This window comes from Xenorhabdus santafensis (genome assembly GCF_033949405.1).
Taxonomy (GTDB): Bacteria; Pseudomonadota; Gammaproteobacteria; order Enterobacterales; family Enterobacteriaceae; genus Xenorhabdus; species Xenorhabdus santafensis.
The window spans coordinates 56,767-77,135 of sequence record NZ_VCDN01000021.1; the positions used below are offsets into that span (position 1 = coordinate 56,767).

At 44.7% G+C, this 20,369-nt stretch carries 16 protein-coding genes, 1 tRNA gene and 2 pseudogenes; 8 read left to right on the forward strand and 11 right to left on the reverse strand.

All coding sequences use genetic code 11. The annotated features are described in order from the left end of the window. Nucleotides 1-26 precede the first annotated feature (26 nt). Nucleotides 27-1,724 carry a type VI secretion system baseplate subunit TssF gene (locus tag FE392_RS06815; protein ID WP_319929544.1) on the reverse strand — a complete coding sequence of 566 codons (1,698 nt, stop codon included), beginning with the start codon at nucleotides 1,722-1,724 and terminating at the stop codon, nucleotides 27-29. A gap of 670 nt (nucleotides 1,725-2,394) precedes the next feature. Between FE392_RS06815 and FE392_RS06820 the strand changes: the two are divergent. The 3 genes and pseudogenes from FE392_RS06820 to FE392_RS06830 form a co-directional block, all read left to right on the forward strand. Continuing rightward, nucleotides 2,395-3,138 (forward strand): annotated as a pseudogene (locus FE392_RS06820) (terminase TerL endonuclease subunit); the annotation flags it as partial. A gap of 185 nt (nucleotides 3,139-3,323) precedes the next feature. Then, entirely contained in the window at nucleotides 3,324-3,845 is a 522-nt protein-coding gene (locus FE392_RS06825; RefSeq protein WP_319929476.1) for a hypothetical protein, read from the forward strand. Nucleotides 3,846-4,179: 334 nt separating this feature from the next. After that, nucleotides 4,180-4,422, forward strand: a pseudogene (locus FE392_RS06830) (helix-turn-helix domain-containing protein); the annotation flags it as partial. Between the two features lie 199 nt (nucleotides 4,423-4,621). On the opposite strand, the gene FE392_RS06835 reads toward FE392_RS06830, so the two are convergent. Further along, nucleotides 4,622-4,697 (reverse strand) — tRNA-Ile (locus FE392_RS06835). A 276-nt stretch (nucleotides 4,698-4,973) separates the two neighbouring features. Between FE392_RS06835 and FE392_RS06840 the strand changes: the two genes are divergently transcribed. Further along, a complete protein-coding gene (locus FE392_RS06840; RefSeq protein WP_319929477.1) occupies nucleotides 4,974-5,756 on the forward strand; it encodes a GNAT family N-acetyltransferase in 783 nt (260 codons plus the stop codon). A 50-nt stretch (nucleotides 5,757-5,806) separates the two neighbouring features. Here FE392_RS06840 and rpoD read toward each other — a convergent pair whose 3' ends face one another. The 3 genes from rpoD to rpsU all read right to left on the reverse strand — a co-directional run bounded on the left by rpoD (nucleotide 5,807) and on the right by rpsU (nucleotide 10,198). Continuing rightward, a complete protein-coding gene (gene rpoD, locus FE392_RS06845) occupies nucleotides 5,807-7,651 on the reverse strand; it encodes an RNA polymerase sigma factor RpoD (protein ID WP_319929478.1) in 1,845 nt (614 codons plus the stop codon). 467 nt (nucleotides 7,652-8,118) lie between these two features. Continuing rightward, a complete protein-coding gene (gene dnaG, locus FE392_RS06850; RefSeq protein ID WP_319929479.1) occupies nucleotides 8,119-9,867 on the reverse strand; it encodes a DNA primase in 1,749 nt (582 codons plus the stop codon). Nucleotides 9,868-9,982: 115 nt separating this feature from the next. Continuing rightward, nucleotides 9,983-10,198, reverse strand: a complete 216-nt coding sequence (rpsU, locus tag FE392_RS06855; protein WP_001144069.1) for a 30S ribosomal protein S21 — start codon at nucleotides 10,196-10,198, stop codon at nucleotides 9,983-9,985. A gap of 511 nt (nucleotides 10,199-10,709) precedes the next feature. On the opposite strand from rpsU, the gene tsaD reads away from it, so the two are divergent. The 3 genes from tsaD (at nucleotide 10,710) to FE392_RS06870 (ending at nucleotide 14,643) form a co-directional block, all read left to right on the forward strand. After that, entirely contained in the window at nucleotides 10,710-11,747 is a 1,038-nt protein-coding gene (gene tsaD / locus FE392_RS06860; RefSeq protein WP_319929480.1) for a tRNA (adenosine(37)-N6)-threonylcarbamoyltransferase complex transferase subunit TsaD, read from the forward strand. A 453-nt stretch (nucleotides 11,748-12,200) separates the two neighbouring features. Further along, the gene (locus FE392_RS06865; protein ID WP_319929481.1) at nucleotides 12,201-13,136 is read left to right on the forward strand and encodes an omptin family outer membrane protease; all 936 of its coding nucleotides are present in this window, start codon (nucleotides 12,201-12,203) and stop codon (nucleotides 13,134-13,136) included. A 280-nt stretch (nucleotides 13,137-13,416) separates the two neighbouring features. Beyond that, nucleotides 13,417-14,643, forward strand: coding sequence for an MFS transporter (locus tag FE392_RS06870; protein ID WP_319929482.1), 1,227 nt, complete (start codon nucleotides 13,417-13,419; stop codon nucleotides 14,641-14,643). 97 nt (nucleotides 14,644-14,740) lie between these two features. Here FE392_RS06870 and FE392_RS06875 read toward each other — a convergent pair whose 3' ends face one another. The 4 genes from FE392_RS06875 to plsY form a co-directional block, all read right to left on the reverse strand. After that, nucleotides 14,741-15,283 (reverse strand): DUF5384 family protein, encoded by a 543-nt coding sequence (locus tag FE392_RS06875; protein WP_319929483.1) that lies wholly within the window; start codon nucleotides 15,281-15,283, stop codon nucleotides 14,741-14,743. A 41-nt stretch (nucleotides 15,284-15,324) separates the two neighbouring features. Continuing rightward, nucleotides 15,325-15,840 carry a hypothetical protein gene (locus FE392_RS06880; RefSeq protein ID WP_319929484.1) on the reverse strand — a complete coding sequence of 172 codons (516 nt, stop codon included), beginning with the start codon at nucleotides 15,838-15,840 and terminating at the stop codon, nucleotides 15,325-15,327. Nucleotides 15,841-16,076: 236 nt separating this feature from the next. Further along, complete coding sequence (locus FE392_RS06885) at nucleotides 16,077-17,117, reverse strand: zinc-dependent alcohol dehydrogenase family protein (RefSeq protein ID WP_319929485.1); 1,041 nt, start codon at nucleotides 17,115-17,117, stop codon at nucleotides 16,077-16,079. A 212-nt stretch (nucleotides 17,118-17,329) separates the two neighbouring features. Then, nucleotides 17,330-17,983 carry a glycerol-3-phosphate 1-O-acyltransferase PlsY gene (gene plsY / locus FE392_RS06890; RefSeq protein ID WP_319929486.1) on the reverse strand — a complete coding sequence of 218 codons (654 nt, stop codon included), beginning with the start codon at nucleotides 17,981-17,983 and terminating at the stop codon, nucleotides 17,330-17,332. A 109-nt stretch (nucleotides 17,984-18,092) separates the two neighbouring features. On the opposite strand from plsY, the gene folB reads away from it, so the two are divergent. Next, on the forward strand, nucleotides 18,093-18,446 hold the full coding sequence (gene folB, locus FE392_RS06895) for a bifunctional dihydroneopterin aldolase/7,8-dihydroneopterin epimerase (RefSeq protein ID WP_319929545.1): 354 nt from the start codon (nucleotides 18,093-18,095) through the stop codon (nucleotides 18,444-18,446). Between the two features lie 89 nt (nucleotides 18,447-18,535). Here folB and FE392_RS06900 read toward each other — a convergent pair whose 3' ends face one another. Together FE392_RS06900 and FE392_RS06905 are read right to left on the reverse strand one after the other, a co-directional pair. After that, nucleotides 18,536-19,723 (reverse strand): multifunctional CCA addition/repair protein, encoded by a 1,188-nt coding sequence (locus FE392_RS06900; RefSeq protein ID WP_319929487.1) that lies wholly within the window; start codon nucleotides 19,721-19,723, stop codon nucleotides 18,536-18,538. A gap of 15 nt (nucleotides 19,724-19,738) precedes the next feature. Continuing rightward, nucleotides 19,739-20,359, reverse strand: coding sequence for a TIGR04211 family SH3 domain-containing protein (locus FE392_RS06905; RefSeq protein WP_319929488.1), 621 nt, complete (start codon nucleotides 20,357-20,359; stop codon nucleotides 19,739-19,741). Between the last annotated feature and the right edge of the window lie 10 nt (nucleotides 20,360-20,369).

The window sequence follows — 20,369 nt, forward strand, 5'->3', positions numbered from 1 at the left end:
TGCTCCTTGTCATGATTGTTTAACAGTTACATCCCCATGCGTGACCCATAGACTTCTTTGAATTCCCAGAGAATTTTTTGATTTGGGGTAGAGACATCCAGCTTGACGAAAGTGGACTGGCTGACAAAACAGGCCATCGCTTCATGGATTAACCGACAGAAACGGTACATCTCTCCCGGATTGGCGTAACCATCGGGGTTCAGGGTCAGTGACAATAAATGCCCCCGGATCGGGTTGCCCAGCTTCATTCGGTCAATCAGGCGCTCTTCCACCTGCATAATGCCGTCAATATGCCACTGGAAATGACGGCTCAGGGGGCGGTTAAATTTGGCATAATGATTAAACAGGCGGAGAAAATGCTGCATCCCTTCTGTGGTAAACAACAAAATGGGCGGACTGGCGAGGCAGGAAAGCAGCGGCCAGCCGGAATTATCCTGCAACATCGGCGGGTAATCGGTGGTCACTGGCGTAATATTATGCACGCTGAGATGTGAAGGGGAACTTTCCTGCATCACGCTGATGGAGCCTTGTCCCAGTGCCATTGCGGGTTCATGGTAGCCGGTGAAATCGCAGGCGACCGCGAGTTCAGGCAAGTTGCGAGCCGGTTTGCCCGTCAAATCAAAAAAGTGCAACCGGTGTTGAATGCGATCCAGCAAATCACGTTCAGTGCGAAGCTGATAGTAGAAATAATCCGGCGCTTCCCCGGCCAGCAGTTCCGCGGCGGGTGTAAATTGCTCTATCGGCAGATAGCGGTAAGGCGTACCCCGTTGGGCGTCATCATCGGGTTGTTGAACCACTTGAACATCATGCAACCGGAATAATTTCATCGAATCGCCCAGCGGCAAGGGGTAACAGTGGTTTTCGGCACTCAACAGGACAGGCGGGCTGATCCGTTTTTCCAGATGAATAGCCGGCACACAGCCCAACATAAAGGCATCACCGATATCATCCAGCGGCAGTTCGCCGTCAAAACGAAAAATCAGTTCAAAAGTACCATCCGCATTCAGTGGAACTTCCGTGCAACTACGGCTGATATCCAGCGTGACAAAGTTATACAAATGGGGAAGTGCATAATACTCAACCAACGTTTGCAGGCCGGCATAGGCACTTTTTTTCATCGGCAGAATGGGAGAATTCAACACATTATGCCAGCCATAGGGAAAACAGCGCAATTTTCGTTGTTCACCCTGTGCGCTCAGGCGCACTTCGCAAATAGACTGATCCAACCACAGGCTGAGTTGCGCCGCTTGTTCGGTATCGGAGCCAAGGAAAAAAGAGAGCGAACCACTTTGCCAGACGGGTGACGTACTTCCCGTCTGGCAAAGTGTCAGGATAATTTCACTGTGGGTGCCGGTTTTTTTCACCCTGCGATCTCGCACAATTAATGGCTCAATATGCAGCAGACGGCAGGTTTTGAAACTGAGCAGTTCTCCGTCCATAGGTGCAGAAACTGAAGTGCTTTTAGGTATATCAACAGCGCCTTGATGTTCGCCATCGGCTGGGAGAAATTGCATGATCGTAGTGGGCGGGATAGGGCACAGTACTAGCGGCCAGATACGGGACAATATACCGTGGGTGATTTCGGGGAAATCATCCTCCAATTTATCCCGTAAGCGGGCAATCAGCAGAGCAAACGCCTCGAAAAGACGTTGAATATCGGGATCATGAACCGTTGCCAGAAAATCGGTTAAATGGGGGACTCTTTTGCCACGCGCTGTGCCAATTCCCGCAGGTAAGCGCGTTCTTGTAGGTACAGAGATTCCTTATTGTTTATCATTCTTTTTACTTTTTTATGTTAGATTTTTTTATCCGGCAGGTTAATTTATTGTACACATTAATTGGTAAAATTAATTAACTAATTAGATGGAATTTTCACCTGATTTTGGCGGAATATGAGGAAATGAGTGGAATAGGCACAGAAATCTAGGCAAAAATAAGGCTGATACGAGCTGGTGACAAAACGCTGGGGGCTGTAGAGCTGATATTCAAGCAAGCAGAAGCCATCTCGAACAGCAGGGCAGTTTGGTGATTGTCTTAATGTGAGCAATCGGATGTCTTAAACATCAGCTAAATAGCTATTTGTTTAGTCGATGCTTAGAACAATTTACCTGGTGACAGAAGGCGAACATTTTTAGATATGCATGATGGCCTTCTTAATCATAATGAATTTAAATAATAAATTAAGAAAGTGATCATTACTGTGCTGTGTGTCGTTTGAAGTATTTTGTTCATGATCATATCCAGTTTTTGATAAAACATGGAGAGAAGAGGCCTTGAGGAAAGGCAAAAAGATATTGTCTGGTTGTGGTTTCACTTAGGTCATAATGACGTGCATAGGTGCTTACAGTTAAACATGTAGGCCAAAAATTAGCATAGTAACTTTCATAATATTCAGAAATTCTAACCAAACGCTTTAATATCTGGTGTCAGGGAGAAATCTCGTGGATGGGCGAAGGCACATGGAAAGCCTGCCAGACTGATTATGATGAAAATGAACCTTAAAGGACTGGAGTGCTACGCTGAACTGGATTTATTTTCAACAGGCGATATCACCAGTATTTGTTACATGTTCCCCGTGGATAACGAGCTGTTATTACTGACCGTCATTACTTACCCGAAGCGCAATTGCAGAACCCCGCCAATAAGAATCGGGCGATTTATCGACAATGGGCGCAGACAGGCTGGATACGTACCACACAAGGTGACTGTATTGATTATGACCGTATTCGCGATGATATTCGCGACAGCCAGCAGTTTGATATCAAGCTCGTCGGCTTTGATACATGGAACGCCACGCATCTACGAACACAATTGCAGGATGCAGGGTTAGATGTTGAACCATTCCCGCAAACCTATATGCGCTTTAGTCCGGTGGCGAAATCTGCCGAAGTGTTCGTGAATCGTAAAATTATTCGTCACAACGGCGATCCGGCGCTCGCGTGGGCAATGTCCAATGTGGTGATGGAAACCGACGCGGACGCCAATATCAAACCGAATAAAAAGAAATCCGCGAATAAAATCGACCCCACAATCGCGTTCCTGATGAGTTTTGGCACATGGCAAATTGAGCATGAAGCATTTGCTTTCAATCTCAGTGATGAGCAACAGCAGAGATTGGCTAGTTTTGATGGAATTTAGGTAGTTTGTTGATTTGAAATTACTTAATTACGTCAAAGAACTAGAGATGAATGAAATAAAATGATTAGAATATTGGTGTATTATGCGTAATACGCCACTATAAAGCGGCTATGTAAATTTACTGGTGTACCTACAGAATATATTGAAAAATAAAGGTTTCGTTCAGTGAAAAAAGGATAAAAAGCATGTATGGCAGGAACGGCACTGAGGATCATCAAGATTTAATAAAAAAGTTATCTCTTATAGATAACCTTGAAAATTGGCCTTCTCATACACTGAGATTAGAGAAAGAAGATAAAAAGCATGTCTACGAGTTTGCTAAACGCTTGTGGATAAAACGTAAAATCGCTGATGGTAGTTTACTCTTACATCCGGATGTAAGAGAGGAATTAATTCTGCGGGAATATAACCCACTATCCATTCATAAAAAAATGATCTGGGCTAGTTTATTGGCTTCTTATGATGGTGCTGATAGCCAAGAATATTTCCAAAGAATAAAAGGAAAAATAATTAAGAAATATGGAAGCAAATGGTGGCTTGATGTTTATAACAGAATAAAGCCTACCTACGCAGCCAGACAGCATATATTAAAATACATTGATGGTGCTGGGGATGCTGTAAAATATGCGGCTTCACAGAGTATGTTTCTTGGGGATGTTTACAGAGAGTCACGTAATGATGCACTAAGAATGATTCCAAAAGAATAGTCGAAATATTTCCATTTCATTGAGTACAGCAATGTGCAATGTTGGCAGAACCTTAGTTATTTAACGAAATTTAACGCAAAAAGTTAAGCGTTTATACGAGTTCGCTTATTGGGTCAGATAAACCAATCAGTTAAAGTAGCCCCGCCATTGGCAAAATCCGATGGTCAAGGATTATCACCCTTGTTAAGAGCTATCCACTGGTAGGACATTTCTACAAGTGTGCCTGCTACCGCCCTTTCAATGGTGGTTCAGGCGGGGAGGTTTCGGCCTCGCTGGAAGATAGCTCCCAGTTGTGAGAACCCTGTCTGGATCGCCACCATCAATGTTCAATTAATGGAAGGAAGCCGATATTATTGCTGCATTACGTAAGCGCGGCATAACCTTAGCAGCAATTTCCCGTGAGGCAGGACTCAGTTCATCAACATTAGCGAATACACTTTCTCGCCCGTGGCCTAAAGGCGAATGGATTATCGCTAGCTATCTCGAAATACATCCCTCTGAAATCTGGCCTAGCCGCTACTTTGATTCGTATGGTCAACCCATTGAGCGTAAAGCGCGCGACAAGCCACTGGAATAATCACCCATCTGTTTGTTATTTATTTAAGCGTCTTAATGTTCAGGGGATGTGATAAGTGTTGCGGAGGGAAATACGAGAGCGCTTCATTACCGTAGCGGTGTTAATCGGTTATACCTCATGCTACTGCCAAAAGGTATTCTATGGGTATCCTAGAAAAAACTAAGGGGTCGCACTTTTTTATGCAACCCCTTGATAATTCTGGTGGCCCCTGCTGGACTTGAACCAGCGACCAAGCGATTATGAGTCGCCTGCTCTAACCACTGAGCTAAGGGGCCAGTGATGTGGGAAGATTATACGGTACAGTTTGCTATTAGGTCTAGCCCCGAAAAATCCGTATGCGTATTTTATATACAATAATCACGCTCTTTTAACACACTTTCTTCAATTGCCCGTGTTTTTAGTGATGTCGGCTACTTTTCTGATAAATATTTCTGATTATTTATTGTGCTTATCACATACTCTGGTCGGCAAACGTGTTGATATTATTTTATTTCTTCATTGATTGTTAATCATTCGAATAACTTTTAATGAAAATACCTTTGTGAGTGAATATGAATAAACATCACTTGTCAGCGGCAGTTTTGTCTCATCATCAAATAGAAGATTATTTTTACTCATCTATTAGTCTTATGCATCAGCATATCAGTGAAGATGTCCGTGCCTACGCAACCGGTGTCGAAGTGCATGTATTGAACTTTTTGCTGGTCACTGAAAATCACTCTCAAATTGCAAAAAATGTGCAAAAAGGCATCCGGTTACTGGACGAACACTTTGATATTCCGTTTGCGGTTTATGCCGTGAAGCCAAACCTGCAAACACTGGAAGTACTCCGGTATGCCGGGTTTGTTCCCGATGTGGATGGCATAACTACGGCTATGCAGCTCGATTTATTGAATTGGTCGGTAATAAATGATGTGTCAGCTGGCTATGATATTCGCTGTGTTGAGCATGATTTGAGGGATTGGCTAATCCCAGTGGAGAGTGCGTTTGAAACTTGCAATCTGCTTTCCGCGCAGTACCAAAAACGTCATCAGGCAGCAATCGATGCAGGAAAATCTCTGCAACATTATGCGCTGTATGTCGATGGGCAGCCGGTTTGTGCATTAACGCTATCAAGGCTGGGAGATATTGTTCGCTTTGATGATATTGGCACGGTGACGGGGATGCAAAGGAAGGGGTATGCGTCTGCCTTGGTCAATCATGTGCTGGCGGAGGCAAAGCAGCAAGGTGCTACCGCGTGTTATTTGGATGCTTCACCTGATGGAAATGGTTTGTATCTCCGCACTGGCTTCCTGCCATTGTTTGAATATCAGGGATTTATCCGCGCAGAATAAAAAAAGCGTCTGCCAGAGCAGACGCTTTTTCAGGTAATCAGCAATGTTGATTAGTCATCAAGGAAGCTGCGAAGAACTTCAGAGCGGCTTGGATGACGCAATTTGCGCAAGGCTTTCGCTTCAATCTGACGAATACGTTCGCGGGTAACATCAAACTGTTTGCCCACTTCTTCCAATGTATGGTCAGTATTCATATCGATACCAAAGCGCATACGCAGAACTTTCGCTTCACGTGCAGTTAAGCCAGCCAGAACATCGTGGGTTGCAGAACGCAGGCTTTCTGACGTTGCGGAATCCAGCGGCAGTTCGAGCGTTGTATCCTCGATAAAATCACCCAGATGCGAATCATCATCGTCACCTACCGGTGTTTCCATTGAGATTGGCTCTTTGGCGATTTTCAGCACCTTGCGGATCTTATCTTCAGGCATCAACATACGTTCTGCCAGCTCTTCCGGTGAAGGCTCACGACCCATTTCCTGCAACATCTGGCGAGAAATACGATTGAGTTTATTGATAGTCTCAATCATGTGCACCGGAATACGGATGGTGCGCGCCTGATCTGCGATAGAACGGGTAATGGCCTGACGGATCCACCAAGTGGCGTAAGTTGAGAATTTGTAACCACGACGGTATTCAAATTTATCAACCGCTTTCATCAGGCCGATATTGCCTTCCTGAATTAAATCAAGGAATTGCAAGCCACGGTTGGTGTATTTCTTCGCAATCGAAATAACCAGACGTAAGTTAGCTTCAACCATTTCTTTCTTCGCACGGCGGGCTTTCGCTTCACCGATTGACATGCGACGGTTGATATCCTTGACCTGTTCAATTGTCAGGCCAGTTTCTTCTTCGATCTGGCGTAACTTCTGCAAGCTACGCATAACTTCTTCTTCAATTTCCAGTAGCTTTTCAGACCAAGGCTTGTTCATTGCTTTTGCCGCAGTGAACCATGTATCACTGGTTTCATTGCCAGAGAAGAGGGTAATGAAATTCTTCTTCGGCATTTTGCACTGTTCAACACACATTTTCATGATCTGGCGTTCTTGGAAACGTACGCGATCCATCATGGAACGCATATTGTTAACCAGATAATCAAACTGCTTTGGTACTAAACGGAACTGTTTGAATACATCAGACAGGATCAAAATTTCTGCTGCGGTATTTGGATGATTGCGCCCGTTCTTCTTGATTGTTTGACGAGTAACTTCGTATTGCTCACGCAATTCCTGAAATTTCTGGCGAGCTAATTCTGGGTCGATGCTGTTATCATCTTCGCTGTCGTCATCATCTTCGTCGTCGTCATCATCTTCGTCATCATCCAGCTCTTCCTGAGGAAGCTCAGATCCAACGTGAGTGGCTGTTGGTGCGAGATCTTCTTCTGCGTTAGGGTCAACGAAACCCGTAATAAGATCGGATAAGCGGCTCTCGCCAGCTTCGACGAGGTCGTACTGTTCTAGCAGGTAAGTAATTGCTTCTGGGTATTCTGCAACGGAACACTGCACTTGGTTGATGCCATCTTCAATGCGCTTTGCAATGTCAATCTCACCTTCGCGAGTCAGTAGTTCCACTGTACCCATTTCACGCATGTACATGCGCACTGGGTCAGTAGTACGGCCGATTTCTGACTCGACACTAGATAACACCTGTGCAGCCGCTTCCGCCGCGTCTTCATCGGTGTCGTTTGTGTTTTCTGCCAACATGAGATCATCAGCATCAGGTGCTTCTTCCATTACCTGGATGCCCATGTCATTGATCATTTGGATGATATCTTCTATCTGATCAGAATCGACGATATCTTCCGGCAGATGGTCATTGACCTCAGCATAGGTCAGATAGCCTTGCTCCTTACCTTTGGTGACAAGTAGCTTTAGCTGTGACTGCGGGTTTTGCTCCATAAGACGGTATCCACACTTCAGAGTATTGGTTGGTGTCGGTCGGCGAAACAAATATGCCAACAATAACATTTAGGGGCGTTTTCGTGTATTGCCGCTGCCCTCAATAGCGACAATCGTAGGGCTGTCTCCCTACCTAATGCGGCACTTAAGCCGTGAATTTTGTATCAGAAATCTTAATATTTTGGTTGAAAACCTGTTTTACCAAGCTATATTTACATCAAACTATATTCATCAAAATTATTTTTTTTAAAACTATTTATCCTTAATAGTATATTTTTGGACGCTATTTTTCCTAAAACAAAGTTAAAAATCAATTGGTTAGCGTATGGGCTGAAAATTATTACGCGAACCAGCGTATTGATTAAGCAACTTTAGATAATATAGTTTCGTTAAAGCATGGCTTCGTTAAAAATATCGCTTTGTTGATATTCAGTTTGGTTAAAATATAGTCTTGATGAAACAGATTCTTATTTTCTTGCACCAGATTCCGTGATTAATCGCACCTCTTCACGCTCTTCTGGTGTCAGGCCTTCTGTTCTGTCTTTGGCCATCAGAAAATTAAAACGTTCATCAAGAGCTGATGCGAAAAGATGACCCAGTGCATCACTGAATGTCTTTTCAGCAATCTCTTCTACTTGTATATCGTTCCATGCAGCGAGTTTTTCAAGCTGTTTGGCGTATTTATTATCACGATATTGCTCTAAAAGCTGACCAGTTGTTAAACCTGGTTGAGCAAGGCATGTATCGACAAGCTCTACAAATAACGGCAAACCCGCTATTGGAGCCGAAAACATTCCCTGTAAAGAAGGAACTAATGTCGCTAAATGCGGATTCTGTACCAGCAATGCGATAAGAATGCGCATTGTCGTCGGTTTCAGTTTTAGCGCCTGATATGTACTTGTATCTTTTTTGACAAGCTTTGCCAAAGATCGTTCCAATTGTGTTGTATCAGGTATGCCAAGTAGTTTTCCGATTTCCTGTAGCAAATAAATCCGCAATGCTTCCCCAGGAATTTGACTAATCAGTGGCATAGCAAGTGAACTGAGTTTAGTCGCCCCTTCTGGAGTACTCAAATCTACTTGTGGCAATAAAGACTCGAACAGAAATTCAGAGAGTGTTAATGCTTTCTCCATTCTCTGCTCAAAAGCCTCCTGTCCTTCTTTGCGAACCAGTGAATCTGGATCTTCGCCATCAGGCAAGAACATAAAACGCAACTGTCTACCATCATTTAGATAAGGCAGCGCTGTTTCCAGTGCGCGCCACGCAGCATCACGGCCGGCGCGGTCGCCATCGTAACAACAAACTACACTGTCTGTTGTCCGAAAAAGCAACTGAATATGTTCGGCGGTTGTCGATGTTCCCAGCGAAGCCACGGCATAATCAATGCCAAATTGGGCTAGCGCGACAACATCCATATAACCTTCAACGACTAATAGCCTTGAAAGCGTATCGTGATTCTGTTGGGCTTCATAGAGACCATATAACTGGCGGCCTTTATGGAAAATTTCTGTTTCCGGTGAGTTCAGGTATTTGGGAAGTGCATCTCCCAGTACACGCCCACCGAATGCAATTACACGACCCCGGCGATCGCGGATAGGAAACATCACACGTTCGCGAAAGCGGTCATAAGTCCGGCCATTATCGTTTGTGACCAGCATTCCTGCGTCGTTTAATTGCTTGCGATCTTCAACGTTATGGGCAAAACGTTTTAGAACGTTATCCCATCCTGCCGGCGCAAAACCAATGGCAAAACGCTGGATGATCTCTTCACTGAGCCCACGTTGGGACAAATATTGCCGGGCTGCTTGCGCGTTCGGTATATTCAGTGAATTCTGATAGAAGCTGTTGAGCTTATCCATCAACTGGTAAAGATTTTGCCTCTGGTGGCGCTCTATTTGGCTACTGCCGGAGCCTGCTTCGTAGGGAACTTCCAGCCCGTGCATTGTTGCCAGTTCTTCGATGGATTCGACAAACTCTAGCCTGTCGTAATTCATCAAAAAATCAATGGCATTGCCATGCGCTCCGCAACCGAAGCAATGGTAAAACTGTTTATCGCCATTAACGGTGAATGAAGGAGTTTTTTCGTTATGAAAAGGACAGCACGCTTGATGATTTTTACCTTTCTTTTTGAGAGGTACTCTGACATCGATCAAATCAATGATATCAGTTCTTGCCAGTAAATCATTGATGAATGCGCGTGGAATTCGTCCAGCCATAAGCCCTTTTTACGCCTGTTGATGAACGAGAATAAGCCGCGCTTCCTCTTGGAAAGCACGGCCTTTAACTGCAGTAGTTTGTTAATACAAACACTATGCGGATTGACCGCAAGAATTAGTACAAACGAGTGCGGCGTGCGTTTTCGCGAGCCAGCTTCTTAGCATGACGCTTAACTGCAGAAGCTTTAGCGCGTTTACGCTCAGTCGTTGGTTTTTCATAGAATTCACGACGACGAACTTCTGCTAATACGCCTGCTTTTTCGCAAGAACGCTTAAAGCGACGCAGTGCTACGTCAAATGGCTCGTTTTCACGTACTTTAATTACTGGCATGTGCCTCTCACCTCAATAGAAATCGGGTTTGTCGCTGGCGGGATAGTGCCAGCCGTCTTTAAAATGGTGCGGAATTTTACTTCAATGAACACGGCTTTGTAAAGTGCCGAGGAAAATTGAAACGTACAACGCTACAGGCTATAGTCTGTTTTTTTGTATGCAAAATAGACAGACTGAAGTTGGCGTTATTTACATTAACCACACAGGATATTCAAGTAGGGTACTGATTATAGACTAAACAGAGAAAATAGCCAGCATGTAAATCGCCCCTATGCTCTCTGAAACTATTGAATGACGGGATAATAGGAAAGGGAATATGGATGTGAATAGTGGTTATAAACGGATAGTGTTACACTTGTGCCCGATTTAAGGGATTACGTCATATAAAGGCATATGATTGAGAAGTATGCACTAAGAGATATGAACACTAAGCAATATGAACACTAAGCAATATGAACACTGAGCGATATGAATAGCTTGGCGACGATATAGTGACGAGACGAAAAGTACAATGCGAGTTTTAGGTATAGAAACGTCCTGCGATGAAACCGGAATCGCAATTTATGATGACAAATCCGGTCTGCTAGCCAATCAACTGTACAGTCAGGTAAAACTACATGCTGATTATGGCGGTGTTGTGCCTGAACTGGCGTCCCGTGACCACATTCGCAAAACAGTTCCCTTGATTCAGGCCGCGTTACAAGAAGCGGGCCTGACGAATAAAGATATTGATGCGGTTGCCTATACGGCGGGGCCGGGTTTGGTCGGCGCGTTGCTGGTTGGGGCAACGATTGGGCGCTCTCTGGCATTTGCATGGAATGTACCCGCGATCCCAGTACATCATATGGAAGGCCATTTGCTGGCACCGATGCTGGAAGAAAATAGCCCTGAATTTCCTTTTGTCGCCCTATTGGTTTCTGGTGGTCATACCCAGCTGATTAGTGTGACGGGAATTGGTGAATACAAACTGCTGGGCGAATCCATTGACGATGCGGCGGGAGAGGCTTTCGATAAGACCGCAAAACTGTTAGGTCTGGATTATCCCGGCGGCCCGGTACTTTCCCGCATGGCACAGCAAGGTACAGCAGGTCGTTTTGTGTTCCCACGTCCAATGACAGATCGGCCTGGGTTGGATTTCAGCTTTTCTGGCTTGAAGACATTCGCAGCCAATACCATTCGAAATAACATTCATGGGCAAGATACTGCCGAAGATGAACAAACCAAAGCAGACATCGCTCGTGCTTTTGAAGATGCAGTCGTCGATACACTGGCGATTAAGTGTAAACGAGCATTGGAACAGACTGGCTTCAAACGCTTGGTCATGGCGGGTGGAGTGAGTGCAAATCGAACATTGCGCACTAAGATGCAGGAATTGATGGAAAAGTTAGGAGGCGAAGCCTTCTATGCCCGTCCTGAATTTTGCACTGACAATGGAGCTATGATCGCACTGGCTGGCATGATCCGTCTACAAGGTGGAACGTCAGGAGAATTGGGCGTGACGGTCAAAGCTCGTTGGCCATTGGCAGATCTGCCTGCCCTGCAAAAATAATAAAAGAACGACTATCTATAATGGGCTGAGTACCGTCTGGTGCTCGGCCTTTTTAAGGATAAATTTTGCGCGGAAGTATTAATAAGACTGTTTTCTTTAATTCAGATATATAGGAAAAGTAGAAATATTAACCTGATGGTTTTATTGGATATAGGGTGATTTTAGTCATTTTTATCTCGAATTCATTTTTAAATTAAAATTTAATATTAGATTTTAATTAATTTATATAAAACTCGGATATACGCTCACTTATAAATATACTGTAATGCCTATCGCGGATATCAAAATACCTCATATTTAACGTAACTAAATAATACTCATTGTCGCATCTGATCATGGCAAATTGATTCAGGTGGATTTCTCATGTTTATTAACTATGATTCATTAAAAGGTCGAAATGTTTACTATGCCTGCCATTGACTTGCTTGGCACCGGAATTCATAGGAGAAAGTGATGAAAAGAAACACAATAGTAGGGGTTGTGGTAGGTTGTGCTTTGGCCTCGCCAGTACTGGCCGAAGATAGCATTCATCCGGAAACGGGAAACGTTAAAATAAGTACAGGGTTGGGCTGGCTGGGGGGGGAGTCTAAGGAGTATGTATACAACCCAAATAATGGGCAAAAAATGAGTGAGCTGGACTGGAAGATAAAAAATATCCCCATTATTAAAGGAGACATATCCTGGGATGCTTTAAACTGGCTGACAGTGAACGCCAGAGGCTGGGTAACTTTGTCATCAAGCGGTTCAGGCGGAATGGATGACTATGACTGGGTGACTCCCGGGCAGGAACACTGGTCACACTGGTCAACTCATCCCAATACCCGACTGAACCATGCCAATGAGTTTGATGTTAATATCAGAGGATGGCTTTTAAATAAATCCGCATACCGGTTCGGTGCCATACTGGGTTATCAGCAAACTCGCTTCAGCTGGACAGCGTTTGGGGGAAGCTATATCTATGATAATGGGGGAAATATTGGCACATTTCCCCGTGATGAGCGTGGCATTGGTTATAAGCAGCAGTTTAGCCTGCCTTATTTGGGGATTGTGGGGGCATATCGTTATCAAAATTTTGAGTTTAATGGCTTGTTAAAGTTCAGCCCTTGGGTTAAGGCGAAAGACAATGACGAGCATTATGCGCGTGATACTACGTTTCGCGTGCAGGCTGATAATTTACGATATTATTCTGCCACGGTTGATGCCGGTTATTACGTTACTCCTAAGGCTAAAGTCTATACTGAATTCAGCGCCAGCAAGTATGAAGAAGGTCAAGGAGGAATGCAGAGTATTAATACAATCACCGGAAAAAGTGATTACCTTGGCGGTAATGCCGCCGGTATTGAAAACGTACATTATTCTGTTACTGTCGGTTTAAAATACAGATTCTAGTTCCGGACAATAGAGCCATAGTTACCTGTCAGATTTATTTATCAGATAATTGTATCGGCTCAAAAAATAAAGTATGCGAATCCAACACTGTAAATAGTTGACGAACTATTTTTTGATTAAAAGTGAGCGATTAAATGCTCACCTTTAATCAAAAAGCAAATAAACAGCATTAATCACACGACCATAATATTCCGCAAGTCTCTCCTACCCCTGCAACGTTTTGGGATATATTATTGGTCAATTTCTGATAATTCCCTGAACAATAAAAGAGCCAATAATAATGTCGAATCGGGAAAATAGTGTGAATTTGCGATTATCGGGCCGTAATGCTTTATTTATCGTGAGTGCAAGATTTGTCTCTGATTGTGGCGCATTCCTGAATATGGTGGCGTTATCCACATACGTTTACTTGCTCAGTAACAGTGTCATGCATGTCAGTATTTTTCTGGCTTGCCGCGTGGCTGGTGGATTGATTGCCAGTTTAGTGGGAACACCGTTTTTCCGGCGATTTACAGGGCGGTGGCCGTTTGTTTGTTTTAACTTAATGCGGGTCATGCTGCTGTCCTTGCTATTGGTTATTCCTGTTTCACAACAATTGTTGGTCTTACCCGTTATTGCTTTTGGCATCGGTTTGGGTAACTCAATGTTTGCTATCGGCTTAAACAGCCAGCTTCCACATTGGGTACATATCTCACAGCGTATATCAACCAATTCCTGGCTGACTTCCGTTGCTGCTACGGGGGCTGTGCTTGGCAGCCTTGTCTCGGGTTTACTTATTGCCAGCAGCGGCTATGAGATGGTTTTTAAGGTGAATATCGTTACCTATTTGCTGGCTGCGATATTGATTATTCCGCTGCGTTTCCTCACCGTACCTGAGCAGAAGGTGTCACGGGCATTGGGTAATGAATGGCGCGAATTGCGGCTCGGATTACGTGGATCCCCGATTCTGGCAGGTATGTTACTTGTCAGTATGGCAGATACGCTGGGGAGCTCCGCCCATAATGTCGGTTTTCCCATTCTTTCCAAACTGCTCAATCCCGATAATGCCAGTACTGTCATGGGCATGCTATGGGCAACATGGGCGGTAGGGAAATTCAGTGGCGCCCGTCTGGCGAGCTACCTGTTACGTAGCCGCGAAATAGCTAAAATGGAAAAACTGTTCTTTCTCGGAGTTGCGCTGATGTCAACGGGGTTTATCCTGACTTTCCAGCAAACCGATCAATTCTGGTTACTGCTATTTGCAGTGTGGGCAGGAATTGGGGATGGGATCGCCGAAGTCAGTCTGATATCCCGGGCGCAAAGTGAACCCGAAAGTTTGCGGTTGCCTATATTCAGTTTTCTGACTTTATTGCAAATGACAGGCTTCGGAATAGGTATGCTGCTGGTTGCCCCTTTTTACGTTTGGCTGTCGCCTTCCATTGTTATCATTCTATTTCACGGCTTGCCGCTTACCGTATTGACTCTCGTTCTGTTATGGAGCCGGCGTTTGGCTTCCAGCAGGGCATAGCCTTCATATAGCTAAAGCCCTTCATGTTGTGCACTGCACCCCAAAAGTCAGAGGCTAACTGATTGGGGGCAGTTCAACGTGTCGGGAGCTTGCTAGATTATTTGAACCATTTGCTGGATTGCCTTTCCCGAGCTCGGCCTTCGCTTTCCAGCAACGCCTTTCCACCGGATGATAAATTACGATTAACATCCGCTTCAGATTGGATCACGTCAGTTTTTGCCGCTTGCGTTTTCAGCTCTTGGTCAATGAAATCGTTTTCACGTTTCACTCTGGCTGAACGTTTCTCCAGTTCGAGTTTTTTCATCTCAATGTCGAGTTTGCGCAGCTCATCTTCATAATCTTGATCGCGTTTTTTATCCGCTTTTGCTTCAGCGAGCACTCTTTGTTTTTCAGTTGCTTTAATCGCTTCTTGCTTTCTGGCTTTTTCCGCTCTGGCAGCCGCTTCACGCTGTCTTTTTTCTCTTTCTGCTTTGGCTGCCCGCTCTAATTTGGCTTGTTGAGCTTCGTGTTGTCTTTGTTCTTCAGCTTTACCTTCATTTTCAGCTTGGGCAATTTGTGCCAGTTGGTCTTGAAGAGATGAAGCCAAAACCGGCGCAGACAGCGTGACCAGCAAAAATGAAATCAGGGTTTCCTTAACCATGTCGTTATCTCTTGTTGCTTGTTATTGCTTTATTTATGGAGTTATTTACTAGGGCAAGTTGCATTGGGTTGAATGCGAGTTTCATTTTGCTTGGTCGTGATAACGAGCGCTACACCCGGGGTGAACTGGCATGCGCGGCCAACCTGAGTTGATGTATAAATCTTCGTTTTTTCTTTATAAGTCAGGGAAACGCCTTCAACGATGACTTTATCCTTCACCATTGAACCGGCTGCTGCTCCAAGGGCTCCGCCGCCCACTGCACCTGCTGCTGTACCAGCGCGAGAACCTGCACCACCTGCGTTATAGCCTACGACACCACCTGCTACAGCACCAAGGATGGCACCAAAAGTTTGGGCTGCTTCTTTGTTTGATTTGTTTTCTACAGCGACCTTGGCAGGAAGAACAGAAATAAGATTGACGGTTTTTGTTTCTTGTTTTGCGTTTAATTGCGTTGTGTCATAAACATCTGCGGCATACGAGTCAGCATTGGATTGGCATCCGCTGATGATAACTGAACAGGTTGCGATTGCTGTGATGCACAATGATTTAATTTTCATTTTATATTTACCTACTAAATTGAAAAAGGAGGTAATAGTGCATCTCTTTATAATAAATAACAATATGTTACCCGTAAGATATTAAATTAATTTTGGATTGGTTGTTATTTGGTACTAAAAAAGGAGGGAGAGAGGGGATAATCATGGTATGAGCGATTCTTTTGGTGGGAAGGAGTGTTGAAATTTCTCCTTCCTCGTTATTTTTTGACCTGTTTTTACAACGTTACTTTACCCTCTTATTCAGCCGTCAAAACAATTTTTAAGGCTTTTTCCTGAGAAGCGTTGCCAAAAACTTCATAAGCAGTTTCAATTTCACTCAGTGGATAGCGGTGTGTCACGAGTTTTTCAGGTGAAATTTTGCCGGATTGAACGCTTTTCAGCAGCATGGGTGTACTGCTTGTGTTCACTAATCCGGTAGTAATGGTAATGTTTTTGATCCAAAGCTCTTCCAGATGCAATTCAACAGATTTCCCGTGAACACCCACGTTGGCGATATATCCGCCAGCGGTGATGATATCCTGACAAATTTTGAATGTGGCGGGGATACCAACACATTCGATTGCGACATCCACGCCAATGCCATCAGTAAGTTTCTGGATGGTTTCCACGACATTTTCGCGTGCAGGGTTGATGATTGTGTTAGCCCCGAACTGCCGGGCAACGTGAAGGCGGTTATCATCGGTATCAATCATGATGATATGTGCCGGAGAATAGAATTGTGATGCCAGAAGTGCAGAAAGACCAACGGGGCCGGCACCAATCAGGGCAATGGTTTGTCCGGGTTGGACTTTGCCATTGATAACGCCGATTTCAAGCCCTGTGGGTAAGATATCACTGAGCATCAATGCGGCTTCTTCATTTATCCCTTCAGGTAAGCGGTGCAAGCTGTTATCAGCATGAGGAATGCGTACTTGTTCAGCCTGAGTACCGTCAATTTTATGCCCGAGGATCCAGCCTCCATCATCGCAGTGTGAATAAAGCTGACGTTTGCAGTAACTGCAACTGCCACAAACTGTGATACAGGAGATAATGACTTTATCCCCCACCGTGATGTTGCGGACCGATGTGCCAATACTTTCAACAATCCCGATACCTTCATGGCCTAAAATCCGGCCTTTCTCTACTGCGGGAACATCTCCCTTAAGAATATGTAAATCTGTTCCGCAGATGGTGGTTTTAATAATACGAACAACTGCATCGGTTGACTCAATAATTTGAGGAAGGGCTTTTTCTTCCCAATGCTTTTGGCCTATACCGTGATAAACAAGTGCTTTCATAAAACCTCCGTTACAGATAGTTCTCTTTTCGCATTGTAAAACTAACGTATTATTCAGGTGGAAAATAATGAGTAGTTCAAGAAATACAGTAATGATCACGAAAGAATGAAAGGTGATATCAATGAGCGTATGTGGCTTTGGGGATTATCAATCTGAATTTTATGGAATAATCCGAATTTCATGAAGAAGGCCCCTTACTGGGGCTTTCCGGTTTAATCGTCTTGTTGCTCTTTTGTTGCCTGAATTTTTTCTTTATCTGTCATTTCCTGTTTCTTTTTCAATTTCTGCCAGATACGGCTTTCTTGACCGCGCCAGAGACGCTGGATGTTATCGTGATGACGTACTAATACTAAACATGACAACATCGCAACAGGAAAGGTAAATTCGGGTTTGAACCACCAGACATAGAAAGGTGCGATTAATGCGCTGATGATGGCTCCCAATGACGAATAGCCACTTAATAGCACTGTCATCAGCCACGTACCTGCCACTAATCCCGTGAGATCCCAACCAATGGCTGCAATGGAACCGAAGGCTGTCGCTACCCCTTTTCCGCCCTTGAAATGGAAGAAGACCGGATAAATATGCCCCAAACAAGCGGCAATGGCGATAATGCCTAAATAGAATGGGGGAATGCTAAGCTTGTATGCCAGCCAAACAGGGATCATTCCTTTTAATACATCACAAACCAGCACTGCCAAGGCAGCCCATTTACCTCCGATGCGCAGTACATTTGTTGCCCCAGGGTTGCCCGAGCCATGTTGGCGGGGATCGGGAAGCCTTGCCAATCGGCATATCAATATCGCGCTGGATATAGAGCCACATAAGTACGCGAAGATGATCATGCCAAGCGCGGTTGCACTCATAAGATATCTCCAATGAATAAGGGTCGTTTTCTTAAGTCTAACAATGGATAATACGCACATTTCGCCGGAAGTGGTATCTGGCGAACCGAAAAACGGGGAAAAGGTCGTGATGGATATCGTATTTATTGAAGAATTGACCGTGGTGACAACGATTGGTGTTTATGATTGGGAACAGACAATCAAACAGAAATTAGTGTTCGATATCGAAATGGGCTGGGATAACAAACGCGCATCTTCCAGTGATAATGTCGAGCATTGTCTGGATTATTCCAAAGTCAGTGAAGCAGTGATTGAGCATGTGGAAAACCAGCGCTTCGCTTTGGTTGAGCGAGTGGCGGAAGAAGTGGCGAATATCTTGTTGGAACGGTTTCATTCACCTTGGGTCAAAATCAAAGTCAGTAAACCGGGCGCAGTCGCGCAAGCGAAAAGTGTTGGTGTGGTGATTGAACGGAAAGCGGGTTAATTGTTGCGTTGCTTTGTCGAAGGCTGCAAAAAGGCGTCCCAATTTTATGGATGATTTGGGATGCCTGTGCTTTGTTGCCAAAATTCAATTCACTGAACTTTTTTCCAGTTCTCGATGGCAATATGCCGTTGACGTTCTAACTCTGTGCGAATTTCAGCGCCCTGAAACCCACGGGCAATGACTTCCTGAACGCTGACTTGGCTGGCAATCGCAAATACGTCGCGTAAATAATTCCCTTGTGGGTAATTTAATTGCGGCTGGCTTGCTGGATCAGTGTAGCCGCGGCTGTCTGCTTCACTGCACTTTATTAATTGCTCAATGCGTTGTGGCTTGCGCCAGGCGTCCACGGCATTAAACAAGGTCAGTAATGCTTCCGGAAGAAGTTGTTCTACTTTATGCACCCAAGTGTGGTATTGAGTCACAATCATGATTAAATCACGGATTGCATTGGGAATGCGTAGGCGTTCGCACATTTGTTTTGCCGGGATGGCACCGATATGGGCACAAAACGAGGCGAAGCGGATGTCTGCCTCTTCATTCAATCGGGTGGAGATTTTCAACACGTGCATTGAGTGCAGGCCGATATCAAGTTCAAGCGGTAACTTTTCCAGTGCCCTTTCCCGTAGAGGCATGCCAAACAAATTATCGATTTCAGGGAAAAGCACTGCCAAGGCCCCACAATCCCGTAGAACCTGAAAATAAATTTGTGGTGATTGTGATGTGAGTGCTTTTTCTGTTTCTCGCCAAACTCGCTCCGGTGTCAAAGAAGACAATTCACCGCTTGCCACCATTTCCGTGATGAGTGATTGCGTTTCCGGTGCGATTGAAAACCCCAAATGGGCAAAGCGCGCGGCAAAACGAGCCAGGCGCAGAACCCGCAGTGGATCTTCTGAAAATGCGGCTGAAACGTGGCGCAGTGTCCGATTTTCGAGATCATTGACACCGTGGTAGGGATCAATGAGTTCTCCATCGGCGGTCTGGGCTATGGCGTTAATGGTCAAATCACGCCGCAGCAGATCCTCTTCCAATGTGACATCGGGAGCGGCATAGCAGGTAAAACCCGTGTATCCCTGTCCCGATTTCCTTTCTGTTCGAGCTAGGGCGTACTCTTCTTGGGTTTTGGGATGCAAAAAAACAGGAAAATCTTTCCCAACTTGTTGATACCCTTTTGAAAGAAGTTCTTCTGGATTGCCACCGACGACAACCCAATCCCTTTCGGTGACGGGAAGACCCAATAATTGATCGCGAACTGCACCGCCAACCAAATAGACTTTCACTCTGATTTCCTTAAATTAGCTCATCCAACGATCTTTCTTTTTACGGCGCGGAATAATATGCGGCAATATAAGACCTAAAAGCAGGCCAATACCCGCAACGCCACCGCCGTACATAAACCACTGTAAGATGATTTCTCTTTGTTTATCATCTAATTGTAAGTTGGCAGCATCCACTTTTTTCTCGGCTACAGTCAACTTGCTCCGGAGTTTGGCATTTTCTTTTTCCAGATCGCTGATGAGCTTATCGCTGTCTGCAACTTTGTTTTGCAATTCCGCAGTGCGTTGATTCCATTTGTCGTCAATGTTTGCCAGATTGTCAGTCAGGGTTTTAATCTTCTCTTCCATGGCCGGAAGACGTTCACGTAAACTTGGGGTATTGCGGAGTTCACTTGAAAGTACCCAGCTTGTGCGCCCTTTATGATCTTTGATTTGCAGGAAACCATTTTCTGGCTTTGAGCTGATCAGCGTGACTTCTTCACCGGCATTCAACGAGCCAACGATACGGTGTCCGACGCTTGGGCCGCTGCGAATGTATGCGGACAGTTCATCAGAAATATAACGCTTTTCTTCAGCGTGCACGGATAATGGGAGTGTAAAACCCAGTAACAGGATAAATAATCGATGTAGTTTTTTCATTCTGTATTCA

Coding starts and splice junctions, on each gene's coding strand:
- FE392_RS06825 (WP_319929476.1), top strand. CDS start 3,324: ATGTATGGCAGGAACGGCACTGAGGATCATCAAGATTTAATAAAAAAG.
- FE392_RS06840 (WP_319929477.1), top strand. CDS start 4,974: ATGAATAAACATCACTTGTCAGCGGCAGTTTTGTCTCATCATCAAATA.
- rpoD (WP_319929478.1), bottom strand. CDS start 7,651: ATGGAGCAAAACCCGCAGTCACAGCTAAAGCTACTTGTCACCAAAGGT.
- dnaG (WP_319929479.1), bottom strand. CDS start 9,867: ATGGCTGGACGAATTCCACGCGCATTCATCAATGATTTACTGGCAAGA.
- rpsU (WP_001144069.1), bottom strand. CDS start 10,198: ATGCCAGTAATTAAAGTACGTGAAAACGAGCCATTTGACGTAGCACTG.
- tsaD (WP_319929480.1), top strand. CDS start 10,710: ATGCGAGTTTTAGGTATAGAAACGTCCTGCGATGAAACCGGAATCGCA.
- FE392_RS06865 (WP_319929481.1), top strand. CDS start 12,201: ATGAAAAGAAACACAATAGTAGGGGTTGTGGTAGGTTGTGCTTTGGCC.
- FE392_RS06870 (WP_319929482.1), top strand. CDS start 13,417: ATGTCGAATCGGGAAAATAGTGTGAATTTGCGATTATCGGGCCGTAAT.
- FE392_RS06875 (WP_319929483.1), bottom strand. CDS start 15,283: ATGGTTAAGGAAACCCTGATTTCATTTTTGCTGGTCACGCTGTCTGCG.
- FE392_RS06880 (WP_319929484.1), bottom strand. CDS start 15,840: ATGAAAATTAAATCATTGTGCATCACAGCAATCGCAACCTGTTCAGTT.
- FE392_RS06885 (WP_319929485.1), bottom strand. CDS start 17,117: ATGAAAGCACTTGTTTATCACGGTATAGGCCAAAAGCATTGGGAAGAA.
- plsY (WP_319929486.1), bottom strand. CDS start 17,983: ATGAGTGCAACCGCGCTTGGCATGATCATCTTCGCGTACTTATGTGGC.
- folB (WP_319929545.1), top strand. CDS start 18,093: ATGGATATCGTATTTATTGAAGAATTGACCGTGGTGACAACGATTGGT.
- FE392_RS06905 (WP_319929488.1), bottom strand. CDS start 20,359: ATGAAAAAACTACATCGATTATTTATCCTGTTACTGGGTTTTACACTC.